The organism is Arthrobacter zhaoxinii, from assembly GCF_025244925.1.
Classification (GTDB): Bacteria; Actinomycetota; Actinomycetes; order Actinomycetales; family Micrococcaceae; genus Arthrobacter_B; species Arthrobacter_B zhaoxinii.
In genome coordinates, this window is sequence record NZ_CP104275.1 from 1,505,463 (window position 1) to 1,528,087 (window position 22,625).

At 67.8% G+C, this 22,625-nt stretch carries 26 protein-coding genes; 5 read left to right on the forward strand and 21 right to left on the reverse strand.

What is annotated here, in order from left to right:
* Positions 1 to 73 precede the first annotated feature (73 nt).
* The 13 genes from N2K95_RS06950 to N2K95_RS07010 all read right to left on the reverse strand — a co-directional run bounded on the left by N2K95_RS06950 (position 74) and on the right by N2K95_RS07010 (position 9,771).
* Positions 74 to 673, reverse strand: a complete 600-nt coding sequence (locus N2K95_RS06950; RefSeq protein WP_255792533.1) for a V-type ATP synthase subunit D — start codon at positions 671 to 673, stop codon at positions 74 to 76.
* Positions 670 to 2,052 (reverse strand): V-type ATP synthase subunit B, encoded by a 1,383-nt coding sequence (locus N2K95_RS06955; RefSeq protein ID WP_260653473.1) that lies wholly within the window; start codon positions 2,050 to 2,052, stop codon positions 670 to 672. Before N2K95_RS06955 ends, N2K95_RS06950 begins: the two co-directional genes overlap by 4 nt.
* Complete coding sequence (locus N2K95_RS06960; RefSeq protein WP_260653474.1) at positions 2,045 to 3,829, reverse strand: V-type ATP synthase subunit A; 1,785 nt, start codon at positions 3,827 to 3,829, stop codon at positions 2,045 to 2,047. Before N2K95_RS06960 ends, N2K95_RS06955 begins: the two co-directional genes overlap by 8 nt.
* Positions 3,826 to 4,353, reverse strand: coding sequence for a V-type ATP synthase subunit E family protein (locus N2K95_RS06965; RefSeq protein WP_260653475.1), 528 nt, complete (start codon positions 4,351 to 4,353; stop codon positions 3,826 to 3,828). The genes N2K95_RS06960 and N2K95_RS06965 overlap by 4 nt, the downstream gene beginning before the upstream one ends.
* Complete coding sequence (locus N2K95_RS06970; protein WP_260653476.1) at positions 4,350 to 4,583, reverse strand: hypothetical protein; 234 nt, start codon at positions 4,581 to 4,583, stop codon at positions 4,350 to 4,352. The genes N2K95_RS06965 and N2K95_RS06970 overlap by 4 nt, the downstream gene beginning before the upstream one ends.
* Positions 4,580 to 5,035, reverse strand: a complete 456-nt coding sequence (locus tag N2K95_RS06975; RefSeq protein ID WP_260653477.1) for an ATP synthase subunit C — start codon at positions 5,033 to 5,035, stop codon at positions 4,580 to 4,582. Before N2K95_RS06975 ends, N2K95_RS06970 begins: the two co-directional genes overlap by 4 nt.
* Positions 5,032 to 6,372 (reverse strand): V-type ATPase 116kDa subunit family protein, encoded by a 1,341-nt coding sequence (locus N2K95_RS06980; protein ID WP_260653478.1) that lies wholly within the window; start codon positions 6,370 to 6,372, stop codon positions 5,032 to 5,034. The genes N2K95_RS06975 and N2K95_RS06980 overlap by 4 nt, the downstream gene beginning before the upstream one ends.
* A complete protein-coding gene (locus N2K95_RS06985; RefSeq protein ID WP_260653479.1) occupies positions 6,359 to 7,339 on the reverse strand; it encodes a hypothetical protein in 981 nt (326 codons plus the stop codon). The genes N2K95_RS06980 and N2K95_RS06985 overlap by 14 nt, the downstream gene beginning before the upstream one ends.
* 11 nt (positions 7,340 to 7,350) lie before the next feature.
* On the reverse strand, positions 7,351 to 7,797 hold the full coding sequence (locus N2K95_RS06990) for a hypothetical protein (protein WP_260653480.1): 447 nt from the start codon (positions 7,795 to 7,797) through the stop codon (positions 7,351 to 7,353).
* Positions 7,798 to 7,832: 35 nt separating this feature from the next.
* Positions 7,833 to 8,153 carry a ferritin family protein gene (locus N2K95_RS06995; RefSeq protein WP_255792516.1) on the reverse strand — a complete coding sequence of 107 codons (321 nt, stop codon included), beginning with the start codon at positions 8,151 to 8,153 and terminating at the stop codon, positions 7,833 to 7,835.
* A gap of 110 nt (positions 8,154 to 8,263) precedes the next feature.
* Complete coding sequence (locus N2K95_RS07000; RefSeq protein WP_260653481.1) at positions 8,264 to 8,812, reverse strand: flavin reductase family protein; 549 nt, start codon at positions 8,810 to 8,812, stop codon at positions 8,264 to 8,266.
* A gap of 6 nt (positions 8,813 to 8,818) precedes the next feature.
* Positions 8,819 to 9,265 carry a peptide-methionine (R)-S-oxide reductase MsrB gene (msrB, locus tag N2K95_RS07005; protein WP_255792514.1) on the reverse strand — a complete coding sequence of 149 codons (447 nt, stop codon included), beginning with the start codon at positions 9,263 to 9,265 and terminating at the stop codon, positions 8,819 to 8,821.
* Positions 9,266 to 9,279: 14 nt separating this feature from the next.
* Positions 9,280 to 9,771 (reverse strand): hypothetical protein, encoded by a 492-nt coding sequence (locus N2K95_RS07010; RefSeq protein WP_255792513.1) that lies wholly within the window; start codon positions 9,769 to 9,771, stop codon positions 9,280 to 9,282.
* Between the two features lie 97 nt (positions 9,772 to 9,868).
* Between N2K95_RS07010 and N2K95_RS07015 the strand changes: the two genes are divergently transcribed.
* Positions 9,869 to 11,131 carry an alpha/beta hydrolase family protein gene (locus N2K95_RS07015; RefSeq protein ID WP_260653482.1) on the forward strand — a complete coding sequence of 421 codons (1,263 nt, stop codon included), beginning with the start codon at positions 9,869 to 9,871 and terminating at the stop codon, positions 11,129 to 11,131.
* 33 nt (positions 11,132 to 11,164) lie between these two features.
* Here the strand turns inward: N2K95_RS07015 and ybaK are convergent, their stop codons facing one another.
* Genes ybaK through N2K95_RS07030 form a run of 3 tightly spaced genes read right to left on the reverse strand, consistent with a single transcriptional unit; the run spans position 11,165 to position 13,135 of the window.
* Positions 11,165 to 11,674 (reverse strand): Cys-tRNA(Pro) deacylase, encoded by a 510-nt coding sequence (gene ybaK, locus N2K95_RS07020; protein ID WP_260653483.1) that lies wholly within the window; start codon positions 11,672 to 11,674, stop codon positions 11,165 to 11,167.
* Between the two features lie 54 nt (positions 11,675 to 11,728).
* The gene (locus tag N2K95_RS07025; RefSeq protein ID WP_255792506.1) at positions 11,729 to 12,205 is read right to left on the reverse strand and encodes a SufE family protein; all 477 of its coding nucleotides are present in this window, start codon (positions 12,203 to 12,205) and stop codon (positions 11,729 to 11,731) included.
* A 30-nt stretch (positions 12,206 to 12,235) separates the two neighbouring features.
* Positions 12,236 to 13,135 carry a sulfurtransferase gene (locus N2K95_RS07030; RefSeq protein ID WP_260653484.1) on the reverse strand — a complete coding sequence of 300 codons (900 nt, stop codon included), beginning with the start codon at positions 13,133 to 13,135 and terminating at the stop codon, positions 12,236 to 12,238.
* 372 nt (positions 13,136 to 13,507) lie between these two features.
* On the opposite strand from N2K95_RS07030, the gene N2K95_RS07035 reads away from it, so the two are divergent.
* The gene (locus N2K95_RS07035; RefSeq protein WP_260653485.1) at positions 13,508 to 15,295 is read left to right on the forward strand and encodes an HNH endonuclease; all 1,788 of its coding nucleotides are present in this window, start codon (positions 13,508 to 13,510) and stop codon (positions 15,293 to 15,295) included.
* 100 nt (positions 15,296 to 15,395) lie between these two features.
* Here the strand turns inward: N2K95_RS07035 and N2K95_RS07040 are convergent, their stop codons facing one another.
* Entirely contained in the window at positions 15,396 to 15,899 is a 504-nt protein-coding gene (locus tag N2K95_RS07040) for a hypothetical protein (RefSeq protein WP_260653486.1), read from the reverse strand.
* Positions 15,900 to 16,054: 155 nt separating this feature from the next.
* Between N2K95_RS07040 and zapE the strand changes: the two genes are divergently transcribed.
* Positions 16,055 to 17,092, forward strand: a complete 1,038-nt coding sequence (zapE, locus tag N2K95_RS07045) for a cell division protein ZapE (RefSeq protein WP_260653487.1) — start codon at positions 16,055 to 16,057, stop codon at positions 17,090 to 17,092.
* Between the two features lie 97 nt (positions 17,093 to 17,189).
* Here zapE and N2K95_RS07050 read toward each other — a convergent pair whose 3' ends face one another.
* Both N2K95_RS07050 and N2K95_RS07055 read right to left on the reverse strand, forming a co-directional pair.
* The gene (locus N2K95_RS07050; RefSeq protein WP_260653488.1) at positions 17,190 to 17,444 is read right to left on the reverse strand and encodes an antitoxin; all 255 of its coding nucleotides are present in this window, start codon (positions 17,442 to 17,444) and stop codon (positions 17,190 to 17,192) included.
* Positions 17,445 to 17,550: 106 nt separating this feature from the next.
* The gene (locus N2K95_RS07055; RefSeq protein ID WP_260653489.1) at positions 17,551 to 18,816 is read right to left on the reverse strand and encodes a ScyD/ScyE family protein; all 1,266 of its coding nucleotides are present in this window, start codon (positions 18,814 to 18,816) and stop codon (positions 17,551 to 17,553) included.
* 448 nt (positions 18,817 to 19,264) lie between these two features.
* Between N2K95_RS07055 and N2K95_RS07060 the strand changes: the two genes are divergently transcribed.
* The gene (locus N2K95_RS07060; protein WP_260653490.1) at positions 19,265 to 20,098 is read left to right on the forward strand and encodes a CPBP family glutamic-type intramembrane protease; all 834 of its coding nucleotides are present in this window, start codon (positions 19,265 to 19,267) and stop codon (positions 20,096 to 20,098) included.
* Here N2K95_RS07060 and N2K95_RS07065 read toward each other — a convergent pair.
* Together N2K95_RS07065 and N2K95_RS07070 are read right to left on the reverse strand one after the other, a co-directional pair.
* Positions 20,095 to 20,658: a TetR/AcrR family transcriptional regulator gene (locus tag N2K95_RS07065; RefSeq protein ID WP_260653491.1), complete on the reverse strand. Its 564-nt coding sequence runs from the start codon at positions 20,656 to 20,658 to the stop codon at positions 20,095 to 20,097. The genes N2K95_RS07060 and N2K95_RS07065 overlap by 4 nt on opposite strands.
* Complete coding sequence (locus N2K95_RS07070) at positions 20,645 to 22,174, reverse strand: MFS transporter (RefSeq protein WP_260653492.1); 1,530 nt, start codon at positions 22,172 to 22,174, stop codon at positions 20,645 to 20,647. Before N2K95_RS07070 ends, N2K95_RS07065 begins: the two co-directional genes overlap by 14 nt.
* Positions 22,175 to 22,433: 259 nt before the next feature.
* Here N2K95_RS07070 and N2K95_RS07075 point away from each other — a divergent pair, with 259 nt between their 5' ends.
* Entirely contained in the window at positions 22,434 to 22,625 is a 192-nt protein-coding gene (locus N2K95_RS07075; RefSeq protein WP_260653493.1) for a hypothetical protein, read from the forward strand.

Here is a 22,625-nt window from a genome sequence, read left to right on the forward strand (position 1 = left end):
TCCCCCTGCGCTGTGCTGACGCGCATGAATCTACTCCAGCCACGCCGCAGGACCTAACCCTGGCCTTCCGCCCTCACATCAGCCCGGCGGCCCAGCGCAGCCGCAGGCTCTCCTCCAGTTCCTGTTCGGCAATCCGGCGTTCGATGGCGGTCAGCTGTTCCTCCAACCGGGGGATCCACCGGTTCTCCACGGCCCGCTGCCGGGTGCGTGTGGCGGCGAGTTCCTCCGATACCAGCAGCAGGGCCCGCTGCCCGGCCGCAGCGGACACGGCGGCCTCCAGTGCCGTCCGGTGTGCGGCTGCCGTATACGCCAGGGCGGAACTGCCTCCCGGCGGCGGGGCTGGCGGCACCGTGCAGGACGCAGACTCGGGATAGGAGATTCCCATGGCCCCGCCCCACTGCACGACGGCGACGGCAGGGTCCGGCGGCGCGGCCTCCAGCAGCCGGTCCGCACCGTCCAGCCCGGTGCTGCGCTGCAGCCACACCGCTGCCGTCCGGGCCGCGGTCTCCCAGGCACGGATGCCGGCATCAGCCTGCTCCTGCAGTCCGTCGATGGCCGCCTGCAGGATGCGCTGCTTCCGGTCCAGCAGCTCGGCTCCGCGCCGGGCCGTGGCGAGCCGCCGCTGCACTTCGGACCGCTCGGCCCGGCTGCCGCCGGACCGGAACCCGCTCACGGCAGGTACCGGTCCAGGAACTCGCCGGACAGCATGGTCAGTTCACGCCGCGGCAGCAGGGACAGCGCCTGCCAGGCCAGGCCCAGCGTCTGCTCCAGGGTGCGCAGCTCGTCCCGTCCCTGGTTGAGCAGTTCCCGCTCCACGACGGTCCGGAACTCGATGTACGCCTTGTCGGTTTCGCTCAGCGCGGCGGCCCCCACGAGTTCGGCCAGTTCCGCTGCCGACCGGGCGCGGGCCATGGCGGAGAGGATCTGGGCCGCGACGTCGAGGTGGTCCTCCCGGGTCCGGCCCCGGCCGGCGCCGCTGCGCATCAGCCGTGACAGCGAGGAGAGCACGTCCACCGGCGGGTAGATGCCACGGGCGTCGATGTCGCCGTCGAGCACCACCTGCCCCTCCGTGATGTAACCGGTCAGGTCCGGCACCGGGTGGGTGATGTCCCCGGCGGGCATGGTCAGCACCGGCACGACGGTCACCGACCCCTCCCGCCCCCGGACACGTCCGCAGCGTTCGTACAGCGTGGCCAGGTCGCTGTAGAGGTAGCCCGGGTAGCCCCGCCGGGCTGGGATCTCCCGGCGGGCCGCGGACACCTCACGCACCGCCTCGGCGTAGCTGGTCATGTCCGACATCACCACCAGCACGTCCGACCCGTCGTCATAGGCCAGGGACTCCGCGATGGTGAGGGCAATGCGCGGGGTGAGGATGCGTTCGATCACCGGATCGTCGGCGGCGTTCAGCAGCAGCACCAGTTCACCGGCAGCGGAGCGTTCCTCCAGCCGGTCGCGGATATAGGCGATATCGGCGTGGGTCATCCCCATGGCGGCGAACACCACCCGGAAGGCCCGCCCGGAGGAAACGGTGGCCTGCGCGGCGATCTGCGTGGCCAGGGTCAGGTGCGGCAGCCCGGGGATGGAGAAGATCGGCAGCTTCTGCCCGCGGACCAGGGTGGTAAGGGCGTCCACCACGGAAATGCCGGTAATCACCGGGTCCTGCGGCGGTTCACGGTACACCGGGTTCAGCGGCCAGCCGCTCACCGGTGAACTGGTCTCCGCAGTGACCGGCGGACCGCCGTCGAGCGGCTCACCCCGCCCGTTGCAGACCCGGCCCAGCCACCCGGTGCCCACCGGCACCGCCAGTGGCCTGCCGGAGAACCGGACTTCCACCCCGCCCAGCGCCATCCCCTCGGTGCCTTCGAGTACCTGCAGGGTGGTTTCGTCACCGTCGACCTCCAGCACCAGCCCGTGCCGCTGGGCCGAGCCTTCGACGTCGACCGTGGCGAACTCGTCCCAGCCCACGCCCTCCGTGTCCCCGAGGACCAGCAGCGGTCCGCGCAGTTCCCGCACATCGCTGTGGCCCACCCGCGCCCGGTTGCTGCTAGCCATTCGCATCTCCTGTCACTGGCTGGTCCAGGGTCTCGGTCAGGCGCCGCACAAAGGCCCGGCCGCGCTCCTCCACACCGGCGGCATCTGTGGGCCCGGTGTCCTCGCGCAGGCGCAGGACGGGGGTGAAGTCGTAACGGTCGACGTCGGCCGGCGGCACTCCGCGCGCCACGAGGGTCTGGCAGGTTTCCACCACGTCCAGCACGGCCTGCAGCAGGGCGGCGCCCTTCCCGGCCGAGCTGTAGCCGTCATTGGGGCTGAGCGCGTTCTGCAGCAGCACCCCGTCACGCAGCAGCCGCCCGCCCAGCAGGACCATCTGCTCGTGTCCCGGGAGGGAGGAAGCGCCGATGATTTCCGCCAGGGCGGTCAGCCGGTCAGCCTCCGCCAGGAGCAGGGAGGCCTGCGCCCGGCGCTGCGCCCACTGCGGATCCCCGTGGGCGGCGTACCAGCGGCCCAGGGACTCGGCGTCGCGGGAGAAGGAGCCGCGCCAGCTGACCGCGGGGTAGTGCCGGGAGTAGGCCAGGTCCCGGTCCAGCAGCCACAGGGAACGGACAAAGCGCTGGGTGCCGGTGGTGACCGGTTCGCTCATGTCCCCGCCGGGAGGGGAGACCGCCCCGATCACGGTGACCGACGCCGTCGCCCCGCCCAGGGTGCGCACCCGGGCGGCCCGCTCGTAGAACGCGGCCAGTTCGCTGGCGAGGGAGGCCGGATAGCCTTCCTCCGCGGGGAGGTCGCCGTTGCGGTTGGCGAACTCGCGCAGCGCCTCGGCCCAGCGGGAGGTGGAATCGGCAATTACGACGGCGTCGTAACCCATGTCGCGGAAGAACTCGGCCACGGTGACGCCGGTGGCAATGGAGGCTTCCCGGGCCATCATGGGCATGTTGGAGGTGTTGGCGATGATGACGGTCCGGTCAATCAGCTTGCCGCCGGTGCGGGGGTCGTCCAGTCCGGAGAGTCCTTCGAGGACGTCGGCCATCTCGTTGCCGCGCTCGCCGCAGCCCACATAGACAATCACGTCTGCGTTGGACCACTTGGCGATCTGCTGCAGGGTGAGGGTCTTGCCCGTGCCGAAGCCGCCGGGGACAGCGGCCGCGGCGCCGCGGGGAACCGGGAACAGCAGATCCAGGACCCGCTGCCCGGTCTGCAGCGGCACCACGTCGGTGATGCGCTCGCCGAAGGGCCGGGGGGTATGCACCGGCCAGCGCTGCGCCAGGGGCACCTCCAGGCCGCCGATCCGGGCCACGGGGTCCAGCGGGCGGACCTTGCCTTCGGCCAGCCACGTCACCTCCCCGGAGACCGACGGCGGTGCCAGCACCCGGAACTCGACCGTCCTCACTCCGGGAACGGTCCCGAGGACCTGACCGGCCCGCACGGTGTCGCCGACCGTGATCGAGGGCGCAAACTCCCACAGGGTCTCCAGCACCGCCGGGTCTTCGGCCGAACTCTGCCGCTCCTGCGTGAGCCACAGGGGAGCGGAGGAGAGCGGACGCAGCAGCCCGTCGAAGACCGTGCCCAGCAGCCCCGGCCCCAGCAGTCCGGCCAGTTGGTGTCCGGTCCGCTCGGCGCGGTCGCCGGCCTTCAGCCCGCCGGTGTATTCGTAGGCCTGCAGCGTGGCTTCGTCTCCGTTGATGGATACCGCCTGCGCGGCAATGCCGTCGGGCCCGATGTTGACCACCTCGAGCATGGACAGCCCGGGCAGCCCGCTGACTTCCACGAGCGGTCCGCTGACCCGGGTGATCCGGCCGCTGCCTGCTGTTTCAGCGGGGTTCGGAGTCCTCACGCGTCGTGCCATAACCGCCGCACCTCCCCGGCGTGGTCCTCGAGTGCCTGCTCGGCCAGGGTGGACAGCGACAAATCCAGGCGCCGCGAGCCTGCGGTGCCGATGACGCCGCCCTTGTGGCTTTCGGTGACTGAGGCCATTGGTCCGAGGATCCGGTCCGCCTGCGCGGTCAGCCTCCGCAGGATCTGCGGATAGCGCGGGTCCCGCCGCACTTCGCGCACCTGGTTCTGCACATGCTCGGCCAAGAGGCTGCGCAGATGCTCCTGCTCCGCCAGCACCGTCCGGCGGGCCTGCCGGCGGGCACGGGCGGAGGACGCCACAGCTTCGGCGCGGGCGGCCTCTGCACCTTCCCGCTGCGCGGTGCGGTGGATGGTGTCCGCCTCTGCCTGGGCCCGGCCCAGAAGGTCCGCTGCCTGCTGCCGTGCCTCGGCATCGGAGCGGGCCACCGCCGTTTCGGCTTCCTGCTGCAGTGCCCGGCGCACCGGCTCCAGGGCTGTCTCGGCACCCTGCGGCAACCGGGTCATGAAGGCAGCACCACCGTCAGGGGCGACGCCGGATCCGCCAGTTCGTCGCTCAGATGCGCCGCGGCGTCGGGCGTGAGCAGGACAATGCAGACCGAATCGGGCAGCCCCGCCCAGACCGCCCGCACGTCCGCTGCCCCGGCGGCCGGGTACAGCCCGGCCCCCGCGAGCCGGTAGCCCTCCAGCAGCGACGGGCTGCCCACCGCGGCCACGGTTCCCTCCCGGCGGCTCATGCCTGGCCGATGAGGATGATGGAAATGATCAGTCCGTAGATGGCAATGCCTTCTGCCAGGCCCACCACCACCATGGCCCGTCCGAAGATTTCCGGCCGCTCGCTCATGGCCGCCAGGGCGGCTGAACCGGTGTACGCCACGGCAATGGCTGCGCCGATGGAGGATCCGGCGACGGCGATCGCGGCGCCGAGCAGGGCGGCGCCGCTGCTGTCGCTGCCGTCGGTGGCGGCAGCGACAGCGGTGACCGCGGCACCGCCGCTGCCCGCCGTGGCCGGGGCTGCGTTTAGTGCAGAGACCAGCAGCGCCAGCGCCCCGGCCATGAGGAAGGCGTTCAGCCCGAGCAGTGCGCGGACTCCGGCCCGCCGCCGGCGGCGCATCAGGGCCAGGGCACCTCCGGCCAGCAGGACGGTGAGAATCAGGACCAGCGGAAGGACGGCAAACCAGGGATTCACGGCAGGTGCCTTTCAACAGGGGGAAGGGCGGAGGCAGCGGGAACGGCGGAGGCCGCGGCGGGGGAGGTGGAGGCCGCACCGAGGTCGGGGGCCCAGGGCCGGAAGCGGCGTCCCTCCTCGGTGAAGACGCGGGAGAAAAGCTCGTAGTACTCCAGCCGCAGGGCCTGGATACCGGCGACGAGGCCTTCCAGGGCGAAGGTCAGCACATTGCCCAGCACGAACATCAGGATGGCGGGAATGATCCGCCACCCCGGTTCCCAGATGGCGGTTGTCGCCTGCCAGACCACCATCATCAGGGCGGCATGGGTGAGCCCGAACGCCGCCAGGCGGGTGAAGGACACCAGGTTCGATGCCAGCTGCACCACGGTGTCCACCAGCTCCACCGTGGCCTGCAGTCCGCCGGTGGGACCGCCGCCGGATTCCACGAACAACCCGATGAAGATGAGCACCAGGGCAACCAGCGCCACGGTTCCGGCGGCCACCAGGATCACCGGGCTGCCCGCCAGCAGTCCCCAGGCCACCAGCCCGATGGCGGTAAACAGCAGCGCCCCGGCCAACCCGGAGCGGGCGTACAGGGCATAGCCCCAGCCGCCTTCCCGGACCCGGTTGATGCTGCCCAGCGCGTAGGACCCGGCCAGCAGCACCGCTCCGAGCACCAGGGCGGCGACAATCAGCGGAATGGGTTCTTCGAGCGGTTCCAGCCACAGCACGGGCAGCACATGGGTGGGGCCGAAAAACTCCCCGTACAGGACGCCGAAGAACACCGCGGCGGCACCCGCGCCGGTGATGAAGAGCCAGGTTTTGCGGTACCGGTCCAGCCACGGCGCCGGAAGGAACCGGATCAGCAGTCCGGCGATCACCAGCAGCGCGCCTTGTCCGGCGTCGCCGAACATCATTCCGAACATCACGACGTAGGCCACTGCGGCTATCCGTGCCGGGTCCAGGTCCGCGTACGGGACCGTGGTGTAGGTGTCCACGAGCAGCCGGGACAGCCGCGGCCGGCGTCGTTCCTCCCCGGTGAGCTGGGTGGGCGGCTGCACACCGCGGGGCCGGCGCAGCGGAACGGCGGAAGCGCCGTGCGGTTCCAGGGCCTTCCGCAGTTCCGGCAGCTGCCGGCTGGGGGACCAGCCGACGAGCCCGGCCACGGGGCCATGCACGACGGCGGCGTCCGCAGCGCGGTCCAGTTCCTCCGGGCCGTTGCCGGGTTCGTAGGGCAGGTCCAGTTCGACGGCGGCGCTGGCGGCCACCTCGGTGAGCACGGGGCGGGCGGCATCGGCCGGCCAGACCAGGGCAATGCGGTCCATCCGGACCGGGCTAAGGGTTTCACGCCACGGCATCCAGCACCTCGCTTCTCCCGAATCCTGCAGCCGCCGCGGCCAGTGCGGCCCGGACCCGCCAGGCATCCGCGGCCAGGACCACCATGGCGCCGAGCACCACGTCCGGACCGGGCAGTCCGGCCCGCAGCAGGTTGAAGCCGTCTGCTTCCACCTGTGCGGCGACGCGGGCTTCGGCCTGCCACAGTTCGTGCGGCTCCTGCACCTCGGCCAGGACCCGGCCTGCCGCGGGGCTCAGGGCAGAGGTCAGTTCTGCCAGCGAGGCGGCTTCGGTCCAGCCGGTGCCGATCAGGGGGCGGAGCAGGGACACCAGCCGGTCCGGAGGCCGGATGCGATCCACCAGCAGCAGACGGGCTGCGGTCAGCACGGCACCGGCCACAGCCCACGGGCGTGCCGCCGGCGCGGCTGAGGCCAGCCGGCGGAGCCAGACGGCGGTGAGCAGGTCCGGCAGCGCCGTTTCGGTATCCGGGTCCCCCCACGGGGAGGCAGCGAGCATCGCGAACAGCGTCTCGGTGGAGTCTGCGGTGCGCAGCCGAGGCCAGGCCATGGCGAGGCCGCCCAGGTCGAAGGCAGCGGCGGAGGGCGGAGCGGCCGCCGGCGTGGCGGCAACGCCCGCGGAGGCGGACGGCTCCGGAGCGGCCGGGCCGACCGCGGTGCCGGGGCCTGCCCGGAGGGCGGCGGCGAGGGCGAGGATGTTGTCCGCCTCGAACCGTGCCGCTGCCGCCCGCACCAGCGGCGTACCGCCGGCAGGGAGCCAGCCGGCCAGGACGCGCAGCTGCCAAAGCACGGTCCGCCGGGTCGCCTGCTGCGCGGAGCTCAGCGTGCGGGCGCTGGAGAGCTGGTCGGAGTACACGGACCCCTCGAGCGACTCGACGGCAGCCGGCAGGTCCGGCAGCGTGGACAGTTCACGGCACGTGCCGGCGCCTACCCGCCGCTGCGCCATGGACCGGGCCCGCACTGAGGCTGCCACCCAATCCGCCCTCATTCGCCGGGGTCCGTTCCGCGGCCCAGGAGGTCCTGCACCAGGTCTGCCACGATGGCGGAGGCGAGCTCAGGTACGCGGGATTCGCCCTGCCTGCGAAGGGTTTCGGCCTCCTCTTTGGCGGCGGCGAGCAGTTGTTCGTCCTCGCGGGCGGCTTCGGCGGACACCCGCGCCGCGGCGTCGGCCCTTACGGCGGCGCTGTCCATCCGGGCCTGCTCCACCAGGGCCGCGGCCTGCCGGCGGGCGGCGGCCACCGTCTGCTGGGCCTGCGCCTCGGCGGATTCGGTACGGCCCTGGCTTTCGCTGATCGTGGTGTCGAGGGCTTCAAAGACCGGGATGAGCTCAGCGGCCATACCCTCGTCGTCGATGGCCGGAACACCGGCGGGTCCGGCGGGCCCGGGCGCGCCGACGGGACGGAAACGGTCCAGCAGGCTGTTGCGTGCCATGCGGCACCTCCCTGAGCGGAGGAAAACGGGTACGGCTAGTCGCCGGTGGCTTCAGCCTCCGAGGCCTCGCCGTGCCGGACTATGTCACCGTCGGTGAAGAGGATGCCCCGGGCGATGTCCCGCCAGAGGGGAGTGCGGCGCAGCAGGAATTCCAGTTCCATGCTGAAGTGTTTGAATTCCTCGCCGAGTGAATCGAGCATGATGGCCCGCGACTCGGCATCCGGCTCCACCGCCATCCGCTGGACGTACCAGCCGATGGCTTCGGCTTCCTCGGCGAGACTGGCGCACATGCGTGCAAAGGTCCGGGTTTCTGCGGGAAGTTCGGAAGGCGGCTCATGGTATTGGTCTGTGGCCATTTGCATCTCCTGAGGACCGGTGGTCCCGCCGTCCATGCGGCTGCGGAACATTTCCCCCGTTCCTCGACGTTACGTGGGACGCGGTGGGGAAACAATGGTTCCGGGCAGGATCAGCGGGCCAGTCGGGCGTAGGCGGAGGCGAAGTGCACGAGCGGGTCCGCCTCGTCGTCGGCGTTGGCCCGGCGGCCCATGGCTACCACCTCGCCGATGACCAGCTGGTGCGTAGCCGCCGTTGTCACCTGCGTGGTGCGGACCTCGAACCAGGCGATGGAGTCCTCGATGATGACGGCACCGGTTTCCGGCGCCCTGCCGTAGTCGACCTGGGTCAGGAGCCCTTCGAGGGGCGAGCCGGGGCTGGCGAGCCAGTTGGCGGTGCCGCGCAGCCGGGCCGGCAGCAGGCTCAGGGCCCAGCTGCCGGCGTCGACCACTGCCTCTGCAATGCGCGCCTCCGCGTACAGGCTCACCAGGAGGGTGGGCGGATCGTAGGAGACGGAGAGGAACCCGCTGACCGTAGCCGCGTAGTCGCGTCCGCGCAGGCGGGTGGACACCACGCCGACGCCGGACGCGATGTCCGCGCTCAGCTCCCGGTACGTGTCAATGACCTCGTCCGGGACGTCCGGCCCGGCCACGGTTTCCCCGGGAAAGACTCCGTGCTCCATGGGGTCCTACTCTGCGGTGCCGGCGGACGCGTCCTGCGGGACCAGCTTCACGGAGATGGAGTTGATGCAGAACCGCTGATCGGTGGGTGTGTCGAAACCTTCGCCCTCGAACAGGTGGCCCATGTGCGAATCGCAGTTGGCGCAGCGGACCTCAACCCGGTCCATACCCATGCTGCGGTCATGCAGGTAGCGCACCTTGCCCTCGGCCAGCGGGGCGAAGAAGGACGGCCAGCCGCAGTGCGAATCGAACTTCTCGCTGCTGGTGAACAGATCGCTGCCGCAGGCGCGGCACTGGTACACGCCGGCGGTCTTGGTGTCCCAGTACTCGCCGGTGTACGGCCGTTCGGTGCCGGCCTTGCGCAGCACCGCGAATTCCTGCGGGGTGAGTTCCTCGCGCCACTGTTCGTCGGTCTTCTGGACAGGGACGGTTCCGGTGTTCTCTTCGGTAGTCATATCCGCGTCAACGCTTAAGACTCGCCAATAAATCCCGAGCCGGTGTACAGATGCAGCACGGGCACGCCGAGCCGGTCCTGGGCTTCATTGGCCCAGTCGGTGCGGAACGTATCCTCGACGGCGTGCGGCCGGGTGATCACGACCACCTGGTCCGCGGACGTCCGCTTGGCGGTTTCGACGACGGCGGCCACCGGGTCTTCACCGGTGACCGTGCCGGTGGCCTCCATACCGGCCGCGTGCAGCTGCTCCAGTGAGTCGGCGAGCGAGGTGACAGCTTCCTTCACCTCGTCGGCCTTGGACTGGCGGCCGCCGGTCAGGCTCCGGAACGCTTCCGCGAAATCCAGCAGGCTGAGGTTGTCCAGCACGTCCACCAGCAGGTTCCGTCCCGGATCGGCGGGCACCAGTACGTCAAAGCGGACGGGGGCATCGCCCACCAGGGACCGCAGGTTCTCAATATCGCGGCTACCCAGCGATTCTTCCGTCAGCACCACAATTGTCGAAGTCATGCGCACCAGCCTAGTACGCCCCTCCCTGAAGCTCTCATCAGGGGCCGCACCGGCCTGCCGTTACACGGAGCCAGTGCCCATCCGGTAAAAATGTTCTATGGGTATTTCCGTTCCTCCTGATGCATCCGCCGGCACCACCCCGGTTCTGTCGGTTCCGTGGGTCCGTTGGACGGCGTTCGGTGCCGGCATCGGCGCCGCAGCATCCACGGCCGTCGTGGCGGCCGCCTCCGGCCTCGGCATTTACTTCGCGCGCCAGGTTGTCACGCCGGCGCGCGCGCGGGACGCGAACCTGGAAATCCTGGCTGTCCCCGACAGCGAGCATGGCCGCCAGATCATTCTGCCGGCCAACCTCGACACCACGGTCGAGGGTACCTACAGCCTGTACTTCGACAACGGCGACGGTCACGCCCGGATCGGTGCCATCCGCTCCTATGTGCCGCGCGAGGGTACCGTGCAGCGGGATGTGGAGGAGGTGTACAGCGGCGACCTGGGCAAGGCCCGGCGCGGCTGGTGGAGCGGCTCCGTCTATCCCTCGCCCGCCGCCGTCGGCCTTCCGGAAGAGGAAGTCTCCATTCCCGTGGACGGGGGAGAAGCGCCGGCCTGGCTGGTGCGTACCCCCGGGGCCGAGACCTGGGCGATCATGGTCCACGGCCGCGGCGCCCGGCGCACCGAGTGCCTGCGGGCCCTGCGCACCGCCCGGGAAGCCGGACTGACCAGCCTGGTGATTTCCTACCGCAACGACGGCGAGGCCCCCTACGCTCCCGACGGCCGTTACGGGCTGGGGCTGACCGAATGGCAGGACGTCGAGGCGGCCATCCGCTACGCCCTGGACCACGGCGCCAAGGACGTGGTGCTGTTCGGCTGGTCGATGGGCGGGGCAATCAGCCTGCAGGCTGCCGACCGTTCGCCGTTGAACCGGTACATCCGCGCCATGGTGCTGGACGGTCCGGTAATCAACTGGGTGGACGTGCTGGCCCACCATGCCCGGGTGAACCGGATTCCGGCGCAGGCCGGCCGGCTGGGCCAGTGGCTGATTTCCAACGCTGCCGGCCGCGCCTTGACCGGCCTGGCCGCGCCGCTGGACCTCAAGAGCATGGACTGGGTGACCCGGGCGGAGGAAATCCGGACCCCCACGCTCATCCTGCACAGCAAGGATGACGACTTTGTGCCCTACGGTCCGTCCGCGGAACTGGCGGAGAAGAACCCGGACGTCATTACGTTCGAGCCCTTCACCAGGGCCCGGCACACCAAGGAATACAACGTGGATCCGGAGCGGTGGGAGCGTGTGGTGCTGAGCTGGCTGAACGACGCACTGGGCCGCACCCGGCATCCCTCGGAGCACCGTCTCGACGCGGAGTAGCGGGTTTCTATCCCGCGGGCTTCTCGGCGCGGGCTAGGCAGGCGCCGCAGCGATCGGCGCCGCGACGGCGTGCGTGAGCCGGATCAGGTCAAACGGCGACAGCCCGATCTGCAGGCCCCGCCGGCCGCCCGATACATACACCGTGTCCAGCAGTTCCACCCGGGAATCGATTCCTGCGGGGGAGGGGTGCTTCTGGCCCAGCGGCGAAATGCCGCCCACCATGTAGCCGGTCCGCCGCTCTGCGTCGCGGCGGTCGGCCATCACGGCCTTGCGCGCACCCATCAGCGCGGCGAACTTCTTCAGGTCCAGGTTCAGGGCCACCGGAACCATGGCCACTGCGAGGTGCCCGCCGAGGTCCACCATCAGCGTTTTGTAGACAGCTTCGGGTGGCACGCCGAGCTTTTCCGCGGCTTCCAGCCCGTACGACGGCGCGCCGGCGTCGTGCTCATAATGACGCACCGCGTACGTAACCCCCGCGTCGTCCAGTACCTTGGTGGCCGGCGTCGCGCCCTTGCCCGAATGCTTGTCGCGGTGTCCTGACATGGCTGCGCCTCCTGTGCTCCTGCGGCCGCCCGAGTTACACCTGGGCCCGGCCGGTTACGGCTGCGACGGCTGCTGTGCCAGTTTTTCGTGCTGGGCGAGCCGGCGCTTGATGCGTCCCAGCATGGCTGACATTCCCCGCATGCGCAGCGGGGTGATGGCCCGCGTGAGGCCAAGACGGTCAGGAACATCGGCGGGAACGGCCAGGATGTCCGCGGCTGGAAGCCCGTTCAGGCCTTCGTACAGGACGCTGGCGAACCCGCGGGTGGTGGGAGCCTCCGGCGGTGCCTTGAAGAACAGCGACACCAGGTGTTCGGGGGAGTCGTCCACGTCCAGGCTGAGGAACACCGGCGACTGGCATTCCACGACCTGTTCCAGCAGCTCGGGGCGGTCGGCTATTTCGGCCGGCAGCTCGGGCAGGCTGCGGGAGAATTCCAGCAGCAGTTCCAGGCGGTCGGATTCCTCCATGGCCTGGAAGTCGTCAATGATCTCGGCCAGGGAGTCCGGGACGGCTGTTTCGGGGGTGGCAGTCATGCGTATTTCTTTCTTTGAAGCGGTGGAAGATCAGCTGGGGGCGTTGCCGGGTTCTTCACCGCGGGCAATCGGCACACGTACTGCGTTGCCCCATTCGGTCCAGGAGCCGTCATAGTTGCGTACGGATTCGAAGCCGAGCAGGTGCTTGAGGACAAACCAGGTGTGGCTGGACCGTTCGCCGATGCGGCAGTAGGCCACGACGTCGTCGCCTTCCTTCAGCCCGGCGTCGTCCTTGTACAGCGCCTCAAGTTCCTCCCGGCTGCGGAAGGTGCCGTCTTCTGCGGCGGCCTTGCTCCACGGGACGGACTTAGCGGTGGGGATGTGCCCGCCCTTCATGGCGCCCTCGTCCATGTAATCGGGCATGTGGGTGCGTTCGCCGGTGTATTCGGCGGGGGAGCGGACGTCGATCAGCGGTCCCTTGCCCAGGTGTCCGACGACGTCGGGCAGGAAGGCGCGGATCTTCTCGTCGTTGCGCTCAACGACGGGGTATTCGGTGGGGTCCACGGAAACCTTGTCCGTGGTCATCGGCCGGCCTTCGGCAATCCACTTGTCGCGGCCGCCGTCGAGCAGGCGTACGTCCTCGTGGCCGAACAGGGTGAAAACCCAGAGGGCGTAGGCGGCCCACCAGTTGCTCTTGTCGCCGTAGATGACGACGGTGGAGTCCCGGGTGATGCCCTTGCGGGCCATCAGCTGGGCGAAAGCCTTGCCGTCTACGAAGTCGCGCGTATCGGCATCGTTGAGGTCGGTGTGCCAGTCGATCTTCCGGGCACCGGGGATGTGTCCCGTTTCGTACAGCAGGATGTCCTCGTTGGATTCGAGGACCACCAGGTTCTCCGCGTCCAGGTTGTCGGCCAGCCACTGTGTGGAGACCAGACGTTCCGGATGGGCATAAGCGGTGAACTTGGGACTGCTGTCAGCTGCGATCGACATACGCGAAACTTCTTTCCTCGACAATTGGGCTTCTATCTAGCCTAACGACGACGGGGACGGAAAACTTCCAACGGATCGAACCGGAGAGGTGGGCGGGGCCTGCGGTCGTGTTGCGGGTGCCGGTTTCCAGCGGTTTGACCGACTCCGCAAACCAACTGGCTGACCCCGCAAATCATCATCGAGGGTTGCAGCTCGAGTTGGGCAGGCCGGTCCGGCGAGGGGCTCGGTGTGGCCCTGGATGCAAGTCTGGAGTATCAGCGTCCTGGGGTAAGTAGTGGCGTTAGAAAGACAGGTATTTTCGGTTTCTTGGAGGGGCTGTTTTGGGGCTGTTTTTGGTCCGGAAATGTCAGTGCCGGATGAAATCCTGAGGGTATGGATCAGCTCGGGAACACCGGACGGACAACCGAAGAACCAGGCAGTGAAGACCAGCAGCCAACGGGGCAGACTGGTGAAGCAGATGCGTCCCGTAAGCCTTGCACCCTGTCGGTGTACCGGGCGGAACTGGCTGCCCAGTCTTCCGGGACTGCTGACGCGAGTACGGACACTTCCGCTGCCACTCCCGAGGACGGCACCCGATCAGCCGAGAATCCCGTTCCTGATGCCGGGCCACGCCTTGTCGACCCCTCCGTCACCGAGCCAGCCGATCCCGGAGGTCCCACGGCCGCTGATTCCGGAGCCGACGCCTCTACTGCAGGCGCTTCCGAAGCCGGGATTCCTGCCGAGGGGTATCCGGACGGTTTTACCGGGACATTGGCGTTGCAGAACCTTGAATCCTTTGACGAGCAGATGGTCGGCGAAGCTCTGTCCCGGATGGCGCATGCGATGTCCTGGGTGCAGGCGCAGGAGGCCCGCCTAGTGAACCGGATGAAGGAGATTTTCCGGGACGATTTCCATGCCGCGTCGGGGCGGCTCGAACCCGGGATGGCGTTCAACCTCGCAGCTTCTGAATGCGCCGCCATCCTGAACGTTCCGCAAGTTACCGGGCAGCGGCTGATGTTCGAAGCTGGCATGCTGTGCGGGACTCACACCGCTACCCTGGCCGCGTTGGAAGAAGGGCAGCTTAGTTACCAGCACGCGCAGGTAGTGCTGGACCAGTGTGAGAACGTTCCCACCGAGAAACTGCCCGGGTTTGAGGCGGACCTGCTGAAGGCTGCAGAGGGGAAGACTAGGGCTCAGTTCGCCTGCAAAGCCCGGCGGCTGCGCGAAATGAAGTTTCCGGACACCGTCAGCAAAAGGCATCTGACCGCGTTCGAGAACCGCAAGGTCACCCTTGACCGCGAAGAAGATGGCATGTCCTGCCTGTCTGCCTATCTTCGGGCCGAGGAAGCCCAGCAGGTCTACACGACCCTTAGTACCGCTGCCCGTGGGGAACAGGCGGCCGGGGATTCCAGGTCCACCGATCAGCTGCGTGCCGACATTCTGGCCCAGCTGCTGATGGGCGGCCTCCGCTCAGGCTCGGGCGGGACGACTGACGGCGGTGGCCAGGCAGCCGGGAAGGCGAGTGCGGGCGGGACCAGGGCGGCCGGCGCCGGTGGGACCGGATGTGATGACGGCAGCGTCGTGCCGCGGGCGGAAATCATGGTCCTGATCAACGCCGAAACGCTCTTCGGAGCCGACGACAAGCCGGCCGAACTGCACGGTTACGGGCCCATCAGCGCCGAAGCGGCCCGACGGCTGGCCCGGAACGCTGCCGGCTGGACCGGTTTGGCGCAGGATCCGGAGACGGGAGAAATCCTGGGGGTGGGACGGCGCCGGAAAGTGCCGGCCGGCCTTAGACGCTGGCTCCGTGCAAGGGACGGAACCTGCAGGTTCCCCGGCTGCCGGGTCAGCACCGCGAACGCGGACATCGACCACACCATCGACTGGGCGAAGGGAGGGCCCACGGACCACGGGAACCTGGAACACCTCTGCCGCAGGCACCACCGGTTCAAGACCCTGGGCCTTTGGAAGGCCTGCCAACCTGAGCCGGGAGTGATCGAGTGGACCTCACCGACCGGACGCATTTACCGGACCGAGCCTTTCCTGGAACTCGGGCCACCGGAAACGACGCCCACCCGAACACCAGACCCTGACCCGCGACCGGATTCCAAGCAGGGAAACCCGGGACAAACCGAATCAGCGCTGCAAGAACATCTGGAGGACTCGATACCGCCGTTCTGAGCCGACCAAATAAACGTTCTGAGCCGACCAAATAAACACGGCACTGCTTATTCAGTTCAGTTGGCGGCACCGTTTATTCAGTTCAGTTGACGACGTCCGTTCAGCTGGTGACGTCCGCGCGATGTCGCGGTTGGCCACGTCCGAGGTGTGACGCAGGTGCCACCCAGGGAACGGCTGCAGCGGAAGCCTCAGGCGGCAGACGCAACGCCAGCACAACGACGGCGGCACCGACGGCCGCGAACATCACCTCCAGCGGCTGATACTCGACAACCACGATTTCCCACGCTTCGAGACCGATGAGAGAAACACCGGCTGCTAACGAAACCAACCGCGCTGCACGATGCCGCCGCAGGTGCAGCAGCCCCGCAGCCAGATAGCCCCCGCCGCAACCCGCGGCCAGGAGCAGGCCGGGAAGCCGCCAGTTCCGAAACGGGGTCCGCCGCAGCACGGACGGATCGGCATGCAGAAACGCCCCGTCAGGACGCAGAGCCAGAAGCATGCCGCCGCCCACGGCAGCAGCGGAGGTACCGAACTCCAACCCCATAAGCCCCAGCTCGCCCGCCGAATACCGTCGGAACCATCCGACATCCTTCCGCATTGTCATGCTCCGACTATGGGCTGCAGACCCTGCCCCGTCCATCGGCAGCGTTTCCAAATTCCCAGACGCATTGGCGTATCGTTGCGAGGGCGGCGAAACGCCGCAGGAAAGCAGTCCAGGCACCAGCCGGACGCAGGCATCAAACGGACGGAAAGCGCGCAGTGGCACAACTCGAGCACCTGACAGAACGTACTCCCCAGGTATCGGTGGATGAACTGCTGCAGGGATTCTTCCCCTCGCCCCGGTTCGGCAGCGTGTCCTTCGATTCCTACCGGCCCGATCCGGCGCAGCCGTCGCAGGCCAAAGCCGTGGGCGCGATGCGCACCTTCGCCGCCGACGTCGACACCCCGGAGCCCAGTGCCCTGCGGAAGTTCTTCGGCGGTAAAAAGCCCGAGACCAAAGCCGGGTTCTACCTTGACGGTGGTTTCGGCGTCGGAAAGACCCACCTTCTGGCCTCCCTCTGGCACGCGGTGGAGGGCCCCAAGGCCTTCGGCACGTTCGTGGAGTACACCAACTTGGTGGGCGCGCTGTCCTTCCGCAAGACCGTGGAGGCGCTGAGCGCCTACAACCTGGTCTGCATCGACGAATTCGAACTCGACGATCCGGGCGATACAGTGCTGATGTCCCGCCTGATGCGGGAGCTGGCCGACGCCGGCGTGAAGCTCGCGGCGACCTCCAACACCCTGCCGGGTTCCCTGGGCGAAGGCCGCTTTGCCGCCGTCGATTTCCAGCGCGAGATCCAGGTCCTGGCGGACCAGTTCGACGTCGTCCGCATTGACGGCGAGGACTACCGCCACCGCGGGCTGCCGGAGTCCCCGCAGCCGGTCTCGGACGGCGAACTGGAAAGCCGGATGGAAGCGGAATTCTCGGGCCGGACCGTCGCCGTTGACGACTTCTCCGAACTGATCAACCACCTCTCCCAGGTCCACCCCAGCCGGTACCGCCAGCTGATCGACGGGGTCGACGCCGTGGCCTGGCACAACGTGCAGACCATTACCGAACAGTCCGTGGCGCTGCGCTTTGTAGTGCTGGCGGATCGGCTGTACGACAAGGATGTGCCGATCCTGGCGAGCGGTGTTCCGTTCGATCAGCTGTTCACCAAGGAAATGATGGCCGGCGGCTACATGAAGAAGTATTTCCGCGCCGTCTCGCGTTTGACCGCCCTGGCCCGCGAGGGCCAGACAGGCGAAGCGTCCTGAATCCCTGAGTCCGGCCGCGCCGGACGTTAAACGAAGGAAGCGCCGGTGCCGCCTCACGGCGGGACCGGCGCTTCCTTTGTCGTGCTCCTGGGGCTGATTAGGCCGGAGGCGTCTGCTCGGGGCCGCTGCCGGCACCCGGCTCCCGGTTGCGGTTGGTCTTATCAACCGCTTCGGAGGCCTTGCTCTGGAAACCATCGATCTTGCTGGAGTACTTGCGGCCGGTCTTCTGGTCCACGAAGTTCCCCGCCTGATCGATACCGCCCTTGATCTTGTCGGCATTCTGTCCGACAAATCCGGTGGCCTTTTCCTTCAGCTCACCGGCCCTGCCCTTGAGCTCGTCAAATACAGACACGGATCACCTCCTTTCACAGGGGAAACCCGCTCGTTTCCCGTTCCCGTCCATGGTAGGTCCGCAAGGGGGTAGAGGAAAGGACTTTCCTCTACCGGCATAGCCTTCGCTAGTCCTCCTCGCCGCCGTCGCGGACACCGTTACCGGTATGACCGTGACGGCCGCCGTGGTGGTGGTCCCTGCCGCAGTTGTTGTCCAGCTCAATCCGGATGATGCTGGCGGCCGTCGGAGCCGGTTCTGCCGGAGGTTCCGCCACCGGCGGCTCCTCCGTGCTGGGCTCGGTCGGTGCTGCGCCGGCCAGGGCATCCACCGAGGCATACAGAGCATCACCGCGCAGTTCCAGGGCGGCTGGCTGGTTGACCTCAAGGAACAGCTCGGGGGTGTCCGATCCGGCCGGCACCACGGAAATCCGGCTGCCGAACAGTTCAGCCACGAAGATGTCTCCGTTGTCGTTCACTGCTAGTCCGGTGGCACCGAAGAAGCCGGCGGCCACAAGTTCCGTCACGCCCGTGGCTGGGTCGATCCGGAAGACCGATCCGGGGGCCGCTCCTTCCAGCCCTCCCGGCAGCGCGGTGACGTACAGGGCGCCGTCGGGCCCGCGTTCGACGTCGGTCGGCACGGGTTCCACGCTGTAGGTGAGTCCCACTATGCACTCGGGCAACCCGAAGGCTCCGGCCGTCTCAGCGGTAACGGTAAACGGTATCGGCGGCAGCACGGCAACCGTGGAGACGCTGCCGTCGTACCCGGCCAGGACCAGGGCATTCATCCCGGCGTCGGCCACAAAGACTCCGTCCCGGGACGGCAGGGAAGCGACGGGGTTGGAGTCCGTCAGCCCGGTGTAGGGAGCAGGGGCGAGAGTCGGCGGCAGCTGTGCCGCACATTCGGCGGGAAGCGCCTCCTCGAATCCGTAGGTGTTGATGCTGTCCGGATTCTCGGCGAATTCGTAGGCGGCGATGTCGGCGACGGTCTCAACGTTGCCGTCCCGGTCAACTGACTTCAGCAGCGCGATGGTCGTCTCCGGGTTGTACGTTCCCGCACCGATACCAGCCGTGTAGTAGGTGGTCCCGCGCGCGCGGGAAACGCCGGCAACACCATAACCCTCGGGCTCCGCCGCGAGGACTTCGGGTTCGCCGCCGCCGGTAACGCGGGTCAGAAGTCCAATAAATGATTGGGCTACGTCGAGGGTGCCCCTTCGGCCGACGGCGAAGCTCAGGGGACTGTTCAGCCCGTCGGCAACGGTGGTCACTTCCCCGGCAACGGGAGCGGGTGGGGGTGACGGCGGGTGGTGCCGGCCGCCGGCGGACGCAGGTGAGGCTGCCAGCCCCAGAGCTGCAGTTGCGGCAAGGACGGCGAGGGCAGGTGATGATTTCTTCACGGTGTTCTCCTCAGCATTGGTGGGTGCAATGCGAGACTTGCCTCCAGGCCTCCCGTGGTTTCCCCGCCACGCCCCCGGCCGAGGCAGTTCGAGCCTAGGGGCGGCTGAGTTCCGCGAACACGTAGCTTTTCCACATGGGCCGGCTCGGCCCTCAGAAAAACCAAGTAGTCCCCGCGGTGCCTATGCGAGTATTCCGGCTGCACGTCGGGCTCGAGGTGCTGTCCGCCGCCCGGGCGTGGCTCCAGAGGTCAGGGAGTTTCGGGTGGTGGACTGGGGCCGTATCACCGATGCCCTACCGCCCACGTACGAGGACCGATCGATGCCTGCACGCACTTTGACCCCCGGAGCCCCGTCCCCGCTACCGGAGCACACCCGCCGGCCAATTCCGCATGGACGGGCAGCTCTGGCGGCGGTTCTCGGTTGGGTGTTCCTTGGACTCGGCCTGGGTGTGTCGATCGGAATTTCGGAAGCCCTGGGTCAAGCTTTTGGCTGGGGGCGGCTGGCTGTAGTCCTGCTGCAGGCACTCCTGATGACCGCCATTGTGGTGCCGGGCATCGTGCTGCTGCGTCGTAGGCTGGACCACCGCGGTCTGGACGGGCTCGGCCTCAGCCGGTCAGCCGTCCGCCCGCTGACCCTGGGCGTCGCCGTCGGCGCCGTGACCGGAGTTCTCGTCTGGCTACCCGCAGGCCTGGCCGGGTGGATACGTGTGGAAGAGGTCGACGTCGCCGCTTTCCTGGGCTTCCTCCTCTTGAACGGCGTGGTGCTGGCCCTCTATGAGGCGCTTCCGGAGGAACTGGCCCTGCGCGGGTATGTATGGACGAACCTGCGGGACGGCTGGGGGACCGCGGTCGCGACGCTGGTGACCACGGCCCTGTTCCCGTTCATTGGAGTGGTGGTTGGTCCGGTGCGGTGGGCTGTCACCACGGTGCTCGGGGGCGACGGCGGGCACATCGAGGTGTTCCCGGCAGGCAATGACCCGGTTGTCTATATCGTGCAGCTGGTGCTGTTCGGGCTGGCGCTCATAGCGGCCCGCCGCATCCCTCTGTCCGGGGCGTTGCTGGTGGCGGTTGCATTCCACTGGACGCAGCTGACGGTCACCCGCACGATTCTCGGCGGAACGGGATGGCTCGACTCAGGATGGACCATCACATTTGTTGAACCGGACGCTATCGCTCTTGTGCTGGTGCACATAGTCCTTGCCGGCATTGTCTTCGTAGCCATACGGCGGCGGCTGGAGCGCCGGGCCGGCCAAGCGGGGTCGGGGGAAACGGGCTCCCGCTAAGCAGGTTCCGCCATCGCAAGAAGGCGGGCGCGGGCGGCTTTGAGTTCAGCCGCAGTCAGGTAGGGGGTTCCGACAGAGGCAGCGATTCCTTCAGCCGCATAGCGGATAATCAACGACTGGACGGAATCGATACCGTCGGCGTCGAAAGCTTTCCGCCATTTCTCCGCATCTGCCTTAAGCACCTCCTGGCCGGTCTGGTCACTCCCGATAATGAGCAGGAGCGAACCGGCCGAGAAGACGTCTCGTGCTGCGGCGTCGTCGTCGGTCAAAGTCCGGATGTACGCGCGGAGCAGCCTGCCCGGCCGGTCCTCTGATAAATCCAAGCGCTCGTGGACCGCGTCCCGGAAGCGCTGTGACACGTCCACCAGGATTGCTTCCTCAAGGGCGCTTCTGGTGGTGAAGTGGTGGGTCAGCGCACCCTTGGACACTCCGGCTGCTGCCGCAATGTCAGCAAGGCTGACGTTCGCGCCGTGCGTGTAGAACATTCGGGACGCGGCGTCGATGATGGCCCGCCGCGTCCGTTCCTTATCGCGCGTAGCAGGTGTTTCAGTGGGTTCCACGGGCGTCTCCGGTGTTCTTAGCAGACGGGATAAGCCGCCAGGCGATAACCGCGGCCACCACCAGCAGCGCGGCAGCAATAAACGATGTCACCTGCATGCCGTGCGTGAACGCCTGCTGCGCCAGGGCCAGCAATGCGTCATCGGTTCCGCCCAGTTCGCCGGCGGCGCTGGCCAGGGAATCCTGCAACGCCGCCGCCGCTTCGGGCGGGGTGCCGGCGGGAACCTCCAGCTGCGCCCGGTAGAGGGCGGTCTGGACCGATCCGAGGACCCCGATGCCCAGGGCAACACCGAGCTCATAGGCCGTCTCGGCGATAGAGGATGCGGCACCGGCACGTGCCGGCGGAGCCGCAGCCACCACGGCATCCGTGGACAGCGTCATGGCCAGGCCCGTCCCCAGGCCGATCACCGCCAGTGCAATTCCTATGCCCAGGTAGCTGGGCAGCCCTTCGGTCAGCCCGAGCATCGCCAGCCCGAGGGCACCGATGAGCAGGCCGGCTGCAATCGCACGCCCCAGACCCAGCTTGGACAAGGCGAACCCGACCACACCCACAACGGCCAGGGAAGCAACCGTCGCGGGCATTTCGGCCATGCCGGCCCAGAAGGGGGAGTATCCGCGGACTAATTGCAGGTATTGGGAGAAGAAGAACAGCAGTCCGAAGAAGGCAAAGATGGAAAGCGCGTTGGCGGCAACCGCTCCGCCGAAGGCTGGAATGCGGAACAGGCTGATGTCGACCAGGGGTGTTTCCAGCCTTTGCTGCCGCCGGACGAAAACCCACCCGGCGGCCAGACCAAGGAGGAGGCCCGGGAAGACGGACCAATCGATCCCTTGACCGACCACCTGCTTGACGGCGTAGACCACCGGCACAATGGCCAGCACGGAAAGCACGGCGGAAACGAGGTCGATTCTTCCGGCGTCGGGATTGCGCGACTCGGGTAGGAGCCAAATGCCAAGGACCACGATGAGGGCGATCACCGGAACGTTGATCAGGAAGACCGAACCCCACCAGAAGAATTCCAGCAGGGCGCCGCCTACCAGCGGCCCGACCGCGCCGCCTGCCATTGCTCCGGCAGACCAAATAGCTATGGCCCGCGTCCGCTGGATCGGATCGTGGAACAGGTTGCGGATGATCGACAGGGTTGACGGCATGATGGTCGCGCCGGCAATACCCAGCAAAGCGCGGGCCGCAATCAGGATCTCCGCGGAAGGTGCGAAGGCCGCCAGCAGAGAGGCACCGCCGAAGGCGATGCTCCCGATCATCAGGAGCCGTTTACGGCCGATCCGGTCCGCGAGGTTGCCCATGGTTACCAGCAGCCCGGCCAGGACAAACGAATAAATGTCACCGATCCAGAGGATCTGTGTCGCGGTAGGCGCAAGCTCGGCAGTCAGCGCGGGGACAGCCATGTAGAGGACGGTTCCATCAATGGCCAGCAGGGTCACGGTCAGGATCAGGACGATGAGCGCGAGCCATTCCTTGCGCCCCGCTTTGGCCGGAGAGATGTGGGGGTACGTGCTCATGCCCCTAGGCTAACAAACCATATGGTTCGTTGCCGATCGCGACGCTGGCGAACCCTTCGGCCTTCCGGCAGGGACTCAGCGCGGCGGAAGCATTACACATACCAAGCCAAGAAATTATCGAATCTGCGCTAGACCATTCCGGACACCGCCGCCTAGGGCTTGACGGTATTCGCGGGCCCACGCAATAGTTTCACTAATGCGTGGGCCCGGAAGCCCGAGCGTTACCGGATATTCCAATGCGATTTCAGGGGGAGCAGTGATGGAAAAGGCTAAGTGGTCGGCTGCGGAAGTCGTGATTTTCGGTGTTGCGGCTTTTTGCTTGATTCTGGCGCTCGTGGTGGCACCAGTGTCTTCGCCGGGTATTGCGTCGGCACAATGGGTTCCGTTGGGGATCGGCGCTTTTCTCGCCTTCGAATTCGTGGATGTCAGGCGCCGCCGCACGTCGGCATAA